This is a genomic window from Gimesia aquarii, from assembly GCF_007748195.1.
Lineage (GTDB): Bacteria > Planctomycetota > Planctomycetia > Planctomycetales > Planctomycetaceae > Gimesia > Gimesia aquarii.
Map to the genome: position 1 here is coordinate 7,156,319 of NZ_CP037920.1, position 12,343 is coordinate 7,168,661.

At 45.7% G+C, this 12,343-nt stretch carries 9 protein-coding genes; 6 read left to right on the top strand and 3 right to left on the bottom strand.

Annotated elements, in window-relative coordinates:
* Positions 1-174: 174 nt before the first annotated feature.
* From V144x_RS27235 to V144x_RS27250, 4 genes are all read left to right on the top strand, one after another.
* Positions 175-1,761, top strand: coding sequence for a sulfatase family protein (locus V144x_RS27235; protein ID WP_144990212.1), 1,587 nt, complete (start codon positions 175-177; stop codon positions 1,759-1,761).
* A 53-nt stretch (positions 1,762-1,814) separates the two neighbouring features.
* Positions 1,815-3,308 (top strand): sulfatase family protein, encoded by a 1,494-nt coding sequence (locus tag V144x_RS27240; RefSeq protein ID WP_144990214.1) that lies wholly within the window; start codon positions 1,815-1,817, stop codon positions 3,306-3,308.
* 292 nt (positions 3,309-3,600) lie between these two features.
* Positions 3,601-6,213 (top strand): PSD1 and planctomycete cytochrome C domain-containing protein, encoded by a 2,613-nt coding sequence (locus V144x_RS27245; protein WP_197998664.1) that lies wholly within the window; start codon positions 3,601-3,603, stop codon positions 6,211-6,213.
* A 2-nt stretch (positions 6,214-6,215) separates the two neighbouring features.
* Positions 6,216-7,640, top strand: coding sequence for a DUF1501 domain-containing protein (locus V144x_RS27250; protein ID WP_144990218.1), 1,425 nt, complete (start codon positions 6,216-6,218; stop codon positions 7,638-7,640).
* Between the two features lie 14 nt (positions 7,641-7,654).
* Here the strand turns inward: V144x_RS27250 and nrdR are convergent, their stop codons facing one another.
* The 3 genes from nrdR to V144x_RS27265 form a co-directional block, all read right to left on the bottom strand.
* The gene (gene nrdR, locus V144x_RS27255; protein ID WP_144990220.1) at positions 7,655-8,110 is read right to left on the bottom strand and encodes a transcriptional regulator NrdR; all 456 of its coding nucleotides are present in this window, start codon (positions 8,108-8,110) and stop codon (positions 7,655-7,657) included.
* A 184-nt stretch (positions 8,111-8,294) separates the two neighbouring features.
* Positions 8,295-8,477 carry a hypothetical protein gene (locus tag V144x_RS27260; protein ID WP_144990222.1) on the bottom strand — a complete coding sequence of 61 codons (183 nt, stop codon included), beginning with the start codon at positions 8,475-8,477 and terminating at the stop codon, positions 8,295-8,297.
* Positions 8,478-8,496: 19 nt separating this feature from the next.
* Positions 8,497-9,996, bottom strand: a complete 1,500-nt coding sequence (locus V144x_RS27265) for a sodium:solute symporter family protein (protein ID WP_197998665.1) — start codon at positions 9,994-9,996, stop codon at positions 8,497-8,499.
* Positions 9,997-10,326: 330 nt separating this feature from the next.
* Here V144x_RS27265 and V144x_RS27270 point away from each other — a divergent pair, with 330 nt between their 5' ends.
* On the top strand, positions 10,327-10,533 hold the full coding sequence (locus V144x_RS27270; protein ID WP_144990226.1) for a small basic protein: 207 nt from the start codon (positions 10,327-10,329) through the stop codon (positions 10,531-10,533).
* Positions 10,534-10,631: 98 nt separating this feature from the next.
* Positions 10,632-12,320, top strand: a complete 1,689-nt coding sequence (locus V144x_RS27275) for a GH3 auxin-responsive promoter family protein (protein ID WP_144990228.1) — start codon at positions 10,632-10,634, stop codon at positions 12,318-12,320.
* The last annotated feature ends 23 nt before the right edge of the window (positions 12,321-12,343 follow it).

The window sequence follows — 12,343 nt, forward strand, 5'->3', positions numbered from 1 at the left end:
AAGTCGCTAGAAAATGAAAGTCTAAAATTAAGAACCCACAACAGCAATAAATCAAGTTCGTTTCCATGAGTTAATGCTAAGCTTACTCGCTGGATTGTGAAATACAGCTGTCAATTGTTAGACTGAATTTCCAGCCTTTCGTTCCCTGATTTTCGTTATTTTTCTGAGGCTCCGATGAAATTGATACCCACTACGCTCTGCCTGTGTTTCATCATACTCTATACCATAGAGGAAACAGCCCAAGCCGCTCCTCCAAATATCATATACATCCTTGCGGACGACATGGGATATGGAGACATTCGCGCGTTGAATCCAAAATGTAAAAATTCAACTCCACATCTGGATCAGCTGGCACAAAGTGGCATGATTTTTACCGACGCTCATTCCAGCTCTTCTGTGTGTACTCCCACGCGATATGGAATTTTAACTGGTCGTTATAATTGGCGTTCCCGACTGAAAAGTGGTGTGCTCTGGGGCTTATCGCGCCGACTGATTGAAGAAAATCGCTTAACCGTGCCAACGTTACTAAAACAACATGGTTACTTCACAGCCTGTGTCGGCAAATGGCATTTAGGTATGGACTGGACTCTGAAAGAAGGAGGCGTCGCTACTGAAAAATCATTTAACAAAAAAACCCATCTGGGCTGGGAAGTCGATTATTCCCAACCAATCCAGAATGGACCAAATAGTGTCGGGTTTGACTACTTCTTTGGGATTAGCGCCTCTTTAGACATGCCCCCATACGTCTACATCGAAAATAATCGGAGCCAGGGAATCCCAACCGTCACCAAAGCATTCCACCGAGATGGTCCAGCACACAAGGATTTCGAAGCGATTGATGTCCTCCCACGCACCACTAAAAAAACGGTTGATATTATTAAACAAAGGGCAGCGGCTTCAAAATCGGGTACTCCCTTTTTCATCTATTTTCCATTAAACGCCCCGCATACACCCATTCTTCCCACTCCTCAATGGCAGGGCAAAAGTGGTATCAATGCCTACTGTGATTTTGTAATGCAGGTTGATGACACAGTAGGACAAGTGATGCATGCCCTCAAAACACAAGGCATCTCCGAGAATACTTTGATCATATTCACTGCCGATAATGGTTGTTCACCAGCGGCTAATTTTAAAGAGATGGCTGACAAAGATCATCAACCCAGTTACCAATTCCGAGGGCACAAAGCAGATATCTATGAAGGCGGACATCGTGTCCCGTTTATTGCAAGTTGGCCCGCTCGCGTTAAAGTGGGAACCCACTCTGATCAATTGACTTGTCTGACTGACCTGCTGGCAACCGTTGCTGACATTACTGGAGCTAAACTTCCGGATGAAGCAGGTGAAGATAGCGTCAGCATGCTTCCCGCGTTGGAAGGGAAAGCAACTCGCCCCCTGAGAGAGGCAGCCGTCCATCATTCGATACGCGGTGCATTTTCGATCAGAAAAGATCAGTGGAAACTCGAACTCTGCCCTGGTTCGGGAGGCTGGAGTTCTCCAAGACCTGGGAAAGATGATCTGAGTCAACTTGCGAGCATTCAGCTATATAATTTAAAAAATGATTTGGGAGAGCAAAAGAACGTACAGCACCTGCATCCTGAAGTCGTAAAGGAATTAACAGATTTATTGCAAAGTTATGCTGAAAGGGGTCGTTCCACTCCCGGTAAGCCACAAAAGAATAATGGTGCCGTCGACATCTTTGCAGCAGGCAAGTCTGCTCAAAAGATGAAACCACGGATTAAAAAAAAGAAAATTAAATCGTAATTACTCACACTTCGAAACATAATTATCCCCATATTTCGGTCATGGAGTTTTGAATGCCCTCTTCAGTTATTAATTTGACCATTCTATCATTGTTAGCCTTTGGCATAATGAGCCCATCAGCAAATGCGGCAGAGAAAACAGCCCGCCCCAACATTGTTTTCTTTCTAGTTGACGATCAGCGAAATGACACACTCGGTTGTGCAGGACACCCAATTATAAAAACTCCTAATGTAGACGCATTAGCGGCTGCAGGTATCAGATTTGAAAATGCGTTCGTAACAACATCAATTTGTGCTGCCAGTCGCGCATCGATTCTGACAGGGCTCGTGGAACGCACCCATCGTTACACCTTCGGCACGCCTCCCATTGCCTCAAAGTTCGGAGAGGAAAGCTATCCAGCAGTTTTAAAGCGGAATGGTTACCGGACTGGCTTCATTGGTAAATTTGGCGTTAGTCTCTCCCGAGACATGATCGCCAAGATGTTCGACTCGTTCCAACCACACAATCGTAATCCTTATCACAAAAAAATGCCCGATGGCAGCACACGACATGAAACACAAATTGCAGGCGACAATGCAATCCAATTTATCAAATCACAAACCAAACAAAGCCCTTTCTGTCTATCGATCAGCTTTAACGCTGTTCACGCAGAAGATGGAGACAAGCGCCCCGGTATAGGACACTACCCCTGGCCCAAAATTGTGGACGGCATGTATGAAGACTTAACGCTACCCGAACCTCGACTTTCTAATCCTAAAGTCTTTGAAAGCCAGCCGCCATTTCTCAAGAAATCGTTTAACCGTGTACGTTATTTCTGGCGCTGGGATACTCCCGATAAATTTCAAACCAATATGAAAGCTTACTACCGCATGATCAGTGGCGTCGACCATGTTGTCGGACGTGTGCAGAAAGCACTGAAGCAGCAGGGGCTCGATCAAAATACCGTCATCATCTATACCGGCGACAATGGATATTACATGGGTCAGCGAGGCTTTGCTGGTAAATGGTCACATTACGAAGAATCGCTACGTGTGCCTCTTATCATCGATGACCCACGCGAGCCAAAGTCACTGTCTGGGCGTGTTCTTAAACCGATGGTATTAAACATCGATATTCCACCGACGATCTTAAATTTAGCTGACGTCAAAATCCCTGCCCAATACCAGGGGCGCTCGCTCTTGCCTTTCATCAAAGGAGAAACACCTGCGAATTGGAGACAGGATTTTTTCTGCGAACATTTGATGGATAATGCAGGCATACCAAAGTGGGAAGGTGTGCGCGGCAAACGCTATGTCTATGCCCGTTATTTTGAAAACGACTTCGAATTTCTGCATGATCTTGAGGCCGATCCTGATCAATTAATCAATTTTGCAAATGATCCCAATTATGCAAAGGTGCTCAAAGAGATGCGTAAGCGTTGCGATGAGTTACGCGACGGATATGGTGGTCCTTTCAAGGCCTGGCCCAAACCCAAAAAACGAAAGAAACTACCACGTAAGAACTTACAGACCAGACTAATACTTAACCACCAAAGGCATTCCCTTTGATAATCGGTAAACTACATTGACTTCATAAGGTTCAACCTTGAATGTCTACTGATAAAAAACTTGAAATTTCCAGTAATTGAAGATATCCTGATATATTGATTCTCCCCATGTGAAGAATCAATCACCACAACCCACCAGACTATAGAATCAGCCCGTCAGGCAATGGTGCTTGGCTACCGTCTCCCGAATTAGACCGTTCTGACGGACCGGCAAGACCTACAATTATTTTACCAGTACATGCTGCAGGTAATTGCAGTTCTACTGGAGCTTAACTGTCAGGGATTGAATGCGTATGTATGCTTTTCGATGTATGCGATCTGTCATTTGTTGCCCCCCAATAATGTTGGCCACCATTCTCTGCACTTCGTCTGTATGCTGGTCCGATTCTATATCAGCAACAAAACCGATTGTTAAGCAACAAATCGATTTTGAAAAAACCGTGCTCCCTATCTTTGTTAAACATTGCCTGGACTGTCATGGTCCAGATGACCGCGAAGGGGGCTTACGACTTACAAGCCGCAAAAACATCCTGCTCCGAAATGATTCTGGTGAACCAGCAATTGTTGTTGGCAAAAGTGATCAAAGCATACTTTACCATCGTATTTCAACGCAGGATGAAAAAGAACAGATGCCACCCTCTGATGCAGGCGAGCGTCTTTCCAGTCAGGAAATCCTAATTCTGAAACAGTGGATTGACCAGGGTGCAAACTGGCCAACAGAGTCAGAAGAGCCTAAGCACTGGGCTTATGTGCCACCTGTCAAAAACATGCCACCTGTTCTCAAAGGTCAAGTTCGTATCAACAATTCTATTGATTCTTTTATTGTCGAAAAACTACGAAGTCAGGAGACACCACTTTCGCAAGCAGCACCAGCCAGTCCAGCAGGTTTACTGCGGCGCGTCTCTCTTGATCTGATCGGGTTACCTCCGACACTTGAGGATGTAATTGCTTTCGAAAAAAATCCCTCGCCAAAAGCTTATGAGAAGTATGTTGACTCTCTGCTACAATCTCCGCGCTATGGAGAAAAGTGGGCACGGCAATGGCTTGATCTGGCACGCTATGCCGATTCGAACGGCTTTCAGGCAGACCAATTGCGCGAGATGTGGCTATATCGCGATTGGGTTATCAAGTCTCTCAATCAGGATCTCCCCTTCGACCAGTTCACGATTCAGCAATTAGCGGGTGACCTCCTGCCACAAGCGACCATCGACCAGAAAATTGCCACCGGATTTCACCGCTGCACGACATGTAATGTTGAAGCAGGAGTTGACCCGGAAGAAAATCGTGTCAATCAGATTTTTGACCGCGTGAACGCTACCGGACTGGTTTGGCTGGGAACCACGTTCGAATGTGCTCAGTGCCACAACCATAAATATGATCCTTTCTCACAGCAGGACTATTATCAAATTTTTGCGTTTTTTAACAACACACCTTTAGAAGTAAAACAGGTTGGCAAAAGTGTGACATTTGAGGTCACCGGCCCCAAGTTGGCTTTACCTCTGGATAAGAAGGCAGAACAATCAAAGGACGAACTGACCAATCAACGATTAACTATTCAGACTCAATTGAACGCCCGGCAAAAAACGCTGATTGAATCCCTACCAAAGTGGGAAGAAACCATGCTCGCACTTTTGGAAAACAGTGAAGAAAGCACAAAAGTTCCTGTAACAGTTCAAAAAATTCTCCGTACCAATTCTGAAAAACGTACAAGCAAACAAAAAAAAGAGCTAAAAAGTTTTCAACAAAAACAAGACAAAGCTTACTCCACTTTAGAAAAAGATCTCAATCGTATTCGAAACGCATTAAAAGCACTTGAACCTGACACAACATTAGTGATGGTTGAAATGTCACAACCGAGGATGAATCACATTTTCAAACGAGGTGACTTTCTTAATAAAGGAGCCGCAGTCACACCACAAACTCCAGATGCCCTGCATCCTCTAAAAACGAACAGGAAACCAGATCGTCTCGCTTTCGCGAAATGGTTGGTCGCCAGAGAGAATCCACTGGTTGCCCGTGTAACAGTGAATCGCTGGTGGTCTCAATTTTTTGGGCATGGAATCGTAGCAACTCAAGAAGATTTTGGCAGTCAGGGCGATGCTCCCACTCATCCTGAATTGCTTGATTGGCTGGCAGTTGAATTTATGGAGCACAACTGGTCGATGAAACATATCCACAAAATGATTGTGATGTCGGCTACCTATCAACAATCTTCAAAAGTGACTCCGGCTCTGTTGGAAGTAGACCCTTATAATCAGCTGTATACGCGCGGTCCACGATTACGACTTGCGGCAGAAAGTATTCGAGACAATGCACTGGTCATTAGTGGTTTACTTTCAACTAAAATGGGAGGGCCTCCCGTTTATCCGCCACAGCCAAAGGGACTCTGGAGACATGTCGGCCGTAATGCTCCCAAGTATCTCACTTCTACTACAGAAGACCGCTACCGCAGAGGTGTGTATGTGATCTGGCGTCGAAGTGCCCCTTATCCCAGTTTTACGAATTTTGATGCACCTGATCGAGGTTCATGCGTGATCAATCGTTCGCGAACCAATACTCCTCTGCAGGCACTCACATTATTAAATGATCCTGCTTATATTGAAATTGCCGTTGGTCTGGCAAAACGACTGGCAACAAAAGACGTCGCTTCCAATCTAAGTGATCGCGAAAGGGTTACTTATGCATTCCGACTCTGTGTAGCCCGTAAACCAAAGACGGAAGAAGTGGACCTTCTGACAAAAGTGTTCCAGCAAGAATTAAAATACTTTCAGGAACACCCCCAAGCAGCCCAAAAACTTATCTCGGCAGAGAATCGTCCCGAGGGAGTGGGCGCCACACGCATGGCAGCATGGCTTTATATCGCCAACATTCTGTTGAATCTCGATGAAACAATTACAAAGGGCTAATAATGAACGAGCACTGGCAGCAATTGCTGAATTATACCCGACGTGAGTTCTTTCAACGCGCAGGAATGGGAGTAGGTGGCGCTGCGTTGACAGCCTTATTAACTGACAGCTTGCAGGCAGCGACTCCGTCGGCCACAAATCCGATGGCAGCCCGTAAATCGCATTTTCCTCCGAAAGCCAAAAACGTAATTTTCCTGCACATGGTGGGTGCACCTTCACACCTTGATCTTTTTGATGCCAAACCAAAACTACAAGAGCTGGACGGAGAACTCGTTCCCGACAAACTCTGGGAAGGTTTGCGGTTAGCATTTATTCGTGAGCAACCCAAATTGATGGGAAGTCCGTTCGCCTTTCAGCAACAGGGAGAAGCCGGCATCAATGTCTCTGAATTGATGCCCCATCTGGGAACCGTCTCCGATGAACTTTGCATGATCCACTCTTTGAAAACCGATCATTTCAATCATGCACCCGCCCAACTATTTTTTCAAACCGGTTTTTCACGATTCGGTCGCCCTTCTTTGGGATCCTGGGTGAATTATGGCCTGGGTTCGGAAAATAATAATCTTCCTGGATTCGTAGTGCTAATTACTGGTAACGTCGCGGGAGCCGGTAACAGCCTCTGGGGCAGTGGTTTCCTACCCAGCATTTATCAGGGTGTCGAATTTCGTTCACAGGGAGACCCGGTATTATTTCTTTCCAATCCCAAAGGCATGACTGGTAATGACCGCAAGCGTATTATTGACAGTGTGAATCAATTAAACAAAGTCCAATTGGCTGATGTTGGTGACCCGGAAATCGCAACGCGCATTAACCAATACGAAATGGCTTACCGTATGCAATCTGCTGTCCCGGAACTCATGGATATTTCCAACGAACCCAAACATATTCACGAGCAATATGGCACACAACCTGGTAAAGCAAGTTTTGCGAATAACTGCCTGTTAGCCAGACGGCTTGTGGAACGGGGTGTGCGGTTTGTGCAATTGTTTGATCAGGGATGGGATCATCATGGAAGTCTCGTCAAAAACATTCAAAAGAAGTGCAAACAAGTCGACCAGCCCATTGCAGCCCTCATTAGCGATCTGAAACAGAGAGGTCTGTTGGATGATACACTCGTAGTTTGGGGTGCTGAATTTGGACGAACCCCCATGGTTCAAGGTGACAGAAAGGCTCCTGGTCGTGACCACCATAAAGATGCCTACACAGTCTGGATGGCAGGCGGTGGTGTGAAACGCGGATTCGTTTACGGCAAGACAGATGATATCGGATTTCATGTCGCTGAAAACCCAATGCACGTGAATGATTTTCATGCCACCTTACTGCATTTGTTAGGTATGGACCATGAACGACTTACCTTTAAATTTCAAGGTCTCGACATGCGAGTCACTGGCGTGGCCGGAAATGTCGTTCCTGAGATTATCGCCTGATCCACAGTTACTAATTAATCATCTGTTCGTAACATGGGTTGGATCTCGGTCACAAAATCGTTCGCATCGGTGAAGTTGCGATAAACTGATGCAAACCGTACAAAAGCAACCTGATCGACGTCTTTCAAAACCGCAGAAACATGCTCACCAATAAAACGTGAGGGAACTTCGCGATCGAAGTTCTCATAAATTTCAGCTTCGATTTGTGATACGAGTGCTTCAATTTTATCAGGACTGACCGGCCTTTTATAACAGGCGGTCTCTATACCCTTCACCATCTTGGTACGGTCAAAGGGAACACGTGCACCATCTTTCTTGATGACTTTCAGGGGAGATTCTTCAATCTTTTCGTAAGTGGTGTAACGCTTACCGCAAGCCAGACATTCTCGTCGTCGGCGCACACTGAAAGGTTGACTCAAACGAGAATCAATCACTTTCGTCTCACCATCACGACAAAAAGGGCACATCATAAACGACGCGACTCCTGGTAGTTAAATTACGAAACCACCTCTTCACATTCCGAGAAGGCCCGCTCCCTGTAGACTAAAAGTAACATGATCGAAACCGATACACCAGTCAATTATTTCGGAAATCCTGAAATTTTAGAGGTTTACGAACATCAAAGCTCAGTCGCATAAACATGACGTTACAGAGCTATTCAATAGGACGATCCAGAATTTCTTCATGTGCCTGTGAGTCAGCAACGTCCTCTTTCAGATCGTTTAAGGTTTCAAGGAGTTCTGATTTGACCCCATAGGCAACGTACCCTAGTACAACCAGAAAAGCCAAACCGCTGATGATCAGTAACAGCGTCCAAATCGTCATCCACGCATACATCGTTTTTCTTTCATGGAGATTATGAAAAAGTGCTCGTTTCTACTGTCTCTGTTTGAGGTGCTTTATCAGGAAATATGATAGACACAGCAATGTAAAGTATGATAGAAAATGCAAACGTAATTAGAGTAAGGTGTGTTCCATTCACTCCTAATGAGAATTTTTCATTAATATATCCCACACAAGGCCCCATTGCCGAAAGACCCAGTAGCCCACCGAGAATCGCTGCTAGAGCCCCTGCCTGACTACCTCGTTTCCAATATAAGCCTCCCACTACTGTAGGAATGGCTCCTGAGAGATAAACGGTCCCTGTCACAGCAAGATAGCCCCACAAATCACTGCTGACTTCATACCAGAGCCCCCAAGTCAACAACATCGCGCCAATGATGAAAATCGCAATTCGAGTTATCAAAATTCGAGAACGTTGGCTCATCGGTCCCGCAAGCGGTGCCACAATGTCCTGTGTAATGACACCACTCCAGCAGAGCAAGTAGCTGTCGTGAGTCGACATAAAAGCGGCAATCATACCCGCCGTCACAAGTCCTAATAATCCTGTAGGTACTACTTTCGCCAGAAAGAGAGGCATGGCTGATAACGAAGTGATTGAGGCATTCGTCTTGACGGCTTCTTCAAATTCAGCGAACAGCGCCGGCTGTGAAGCAAAAAAAGCAAATGTGCCAATGCCCCAGAAAACAGGTAATGCACGTCTCGCTAAAAATGAAACTGAGCTTAAAGTATAAAGTTTCTGAGCAACTTCCGCACTCTGGCAGGAAAGTGTTCTGGCGGCACTAGTCGGCCATAGCATTGCTGCAGACCCAATGACGACTGTCATCTGGATGATCTCCAACCAGCCAATCCCCGGCCCTTTACCGGAAGGGTTATGCGAATCAAAAGGATTAAAATAACCATTTTGTGTTGTCACAATTGCCGAGAAACCTTCCCAACCGATCGACCAGAATACAACCCCCGTGACAATCACCATACCAGTACCCAGAATCAAAAACTGAATCAGGTCGGTGATGACTACAGATACCATCCCCCCCAATACTGTGTAGAAGAGTACAAGCAACAGCAGTCCGGTCATGATCAGTTTGAGTGACATTTCATCTTGCATTCCAGAAATTGCCGTCACAAATTGAGAACCCGCTTTCAAAAACAGCCCCATATTCAATACACCTGAAACGACCATGACCGTGGCACCTACAATTCGAACATGGGATGAATAGCGTTTCTCATAATATTCGGGAATTGTCATGATCGAAGAAGCACGTAAGCGATAGACCACAAAACCGGTTATCCCAATGAGTAACACGGCCCCTGCTTCCAGAAATGCGAGATACAAAGAAGCATATTGCTTCATAAAACCAAGTTCCGCCATGTACATGACCGTGACTAATCCAAGTTCTGTCCCAGTCATTGTTGCCAGCGCGAGCCTAAGACGTAGTTTACGCCCCGCAACCAGATAATCAGAAAGATTACCGACGTAACGATTGGCCCACAAACCAATTACGATTGATGACAACAGGTAGCAAGCGACGATGGACCAATCAAACCAGGTGAAATTTGTATCGTAAAGAGAAATAACAGGTCTCCTTCGGTCATCGTTTCAGGCAAGAAAATCGGGACTTCACGTAAATCAGCTGAAAGGTTTCATTTGTCAGCGGTTGCAATCGATGCTGATTCGTTTTACCATATGTCGCTTCGCAAATCGTCACGGGGGTTCACCTTTTGACCAGTATGCTGGATTCAGCTCATCTTGCGAAAGTTACACCACTATGCCAGTTTTGACAGTCAATTTCCATAGTAACCGACTGTCATCGAAATAACATCTTAAGTAAGAGGGGATGACACCGTGTCACTCGACAAAAGTTTGAAGAGTAAAAGTTCGCTGGTACGTGCACGCAACGTACTGAAGCGCGCAGAGCGAATTGAAAAATTAAAGTTCGAAGACCGTTGGGCCGAAGGTCAATGTGCCCTCGGTTTACCTAAAGTTCGTGTTGAAAAAATTTCTATTGGAAAGAAGAAGAAAAAGAAGAAAGAAGAAGATTCAGACGATTAGTCACTTGGTTTACTGGTGGAAAGAGAGTTGTCATATAGTTGACACTCTCCTCTACCAAGTCGATTTTCAGAGTAGTCATATTCACCGGGGAGCAAGGAATGCATGCCCTGTATCTGCTACGAGCTGCTGGAGGCACATTCACGCGACGCCGCTATCGTCGCGCAGCAAATTCCTTTCTTTCTCTAACCAATAACTGTCGACAAGTTCAGCAGCAAACGCTTCATCGAATTTTGAGCTTGAATGCCGACAGTGATTTCAGTCGCCAATGGAAGCTGAACGAAGCCTGCACCATTGAAGAGTTTCAGTCTCGCTTCCCGGTCTCTGATTATGAACGCTTTCGCCCGTTTATCGATCGGGTCAAAAACGGAGAGACCTCTGCATTGCTGGGAGCAGCCAATCGCCTGTTGATGTTTACTCTGAGTAGCGGAACGACCTCGGATTCCAAATTTATTCCGATTACCGAACCATTCCTCAAAGATTATCGCCAAGGCTGGCAGAACTGGGGTATCCTCGCTTACAACGACTACCCAAAATTAAAATATCAAAACATTGTCCAACTCTCCAGCAATTTTGATAAGTTTCGAACCCCCGGTGGAACCCCCTGTGGTAATATCAGTGGACTGGTTGCTGCGATGCAAAGTCGGGTTGTGAAGTTGCTTTACACTGTACCCAGTGAAGTTTCACAAATTGATGAGGCGCACCTTAAATATTACACGGCGATCCGCTTATCGCTGGCTGACCCTTACGTAGGTATGGTTACCACAGCTAATCCCAGCACACTATTACACATGGCGCAATTCGCGGACCTACATCGAGAGTCGCTCATTCGCGATATCTTCGATGGAACACTGACAGGTGCAGAAGAACTCGACTCAGAGATATACCGAAAACTGAAGCCTCGTTTTAGCCGCAAAAAGAAACAGCGTGCACGGCAACTGACAAGAATCATCGAACGTACAGGACATCTTTACCCACGTGATTTCTGGCCTGATCTTTCTTTACTTGCTGTTTGGATGGGGGGGAGTGCTGGTGCATATCTATCACAACTCACCCCTTACTATGGCAATCTACCGATCCGTGATCATGGGCTCTCGGCCAGCGAAGGTCGTATGACGATTCCTCTTGAATCAGGAATTTCCACCGGAGTATTGGACATTACCTCTCATTTTTTTGAATTCGTACCAGAAGCAGAAGATCCGCTAACCTCAACTAATGTCTTAACAGCCGATCAACTTCAAGCGGGTCAGAATTACTTTATTTTACTGACCACACCATCGGGCCTGTATCGTTATCATATCTGCGATGTCGTCCGTTGTACCGGGTTTTATCAAACGACACCAATGCTCGAATTTCTCCATAAGGGGGCGCATATTTCTAATCTGACGGGAGAAAAAATCACAGAATCACAAGTCGTCGACTCTGTCCGAAAAGCAATTCAAAATACGTCACTCGAAATCGGTCAATATTCCTTTATCCCCAAGTGGGACAAACCACCTCACTACCAATTGCTCGTCGAAGAATCAGTTTCCCTCTCGACCACAAAATTCCCAGATCTTCTAGAGCAAATTGATACACTGCTTCAAGAGGCCAATTGTGAATACGAAGAAAAACGTCAATCAGGCCGCCTTGCTCCACCAGAACTTTGCTCACTCCCTAAAGGAACCTGGAATCGTTTCGCTGAGGAACGACAGAAAAAACTGGGAGGCAGTATCGAACAGTACAAACATCCCTGCCTGATACCGGAGCTGGACCATGCGGATCAAATTGTAGCGCAATTTTCAGGCTGACTCATACCGAATGGTTAGTTTGG

Coding starts and splice junctions, on each gene's coding strand:
- V144x_RS27235 (WP_144990212.1), top strand. CDS start 175: ATGAAATTGATACCCACTACGCTCTGCCTGTGTTTCATCATACTCTAT.
- V144x_RS27240 (WP_144990214.1), top strand. CDS start 1,815: ATGCCCTCTTCAGTTATTAATTTGACCATTCTATCATTGTTAGCCTTT.
- V144x_RS27245 (WP_197998664.1), top strand. CDS start 3,601: ATGTATGCTTTTCGATGTATGCGATCTGTCATTTGTTGCCCCCCAATA.
- V144x_RS27250 (WP_144990218.1), top strand. CDS start 6,216: ATGAACGAGCACTGGCAGCAATTGCTGAATTATACCCGACGTGAGTTC.
- nrdR (WP_144990220.1), bottom strand. CDS start 8,110: ATGATGTGCCCTTTTTGTCGTGATGGTGAGACGAAAGTGATTGATTCT.
- V144x_RS27260 (WP_144990222.1), bottom strand. CDS start 8,477: ATGTATGCGTGGATGACGATTTGGACGCTGTTACTGATCATCAGCGGT.
- V144x_RS27275 (WP_144990228.1), top strand. CDS start 10,632: ATGCATGCCCTGTATCTGCTACGAGCTGCTGGAGGCACATTCACGCGA.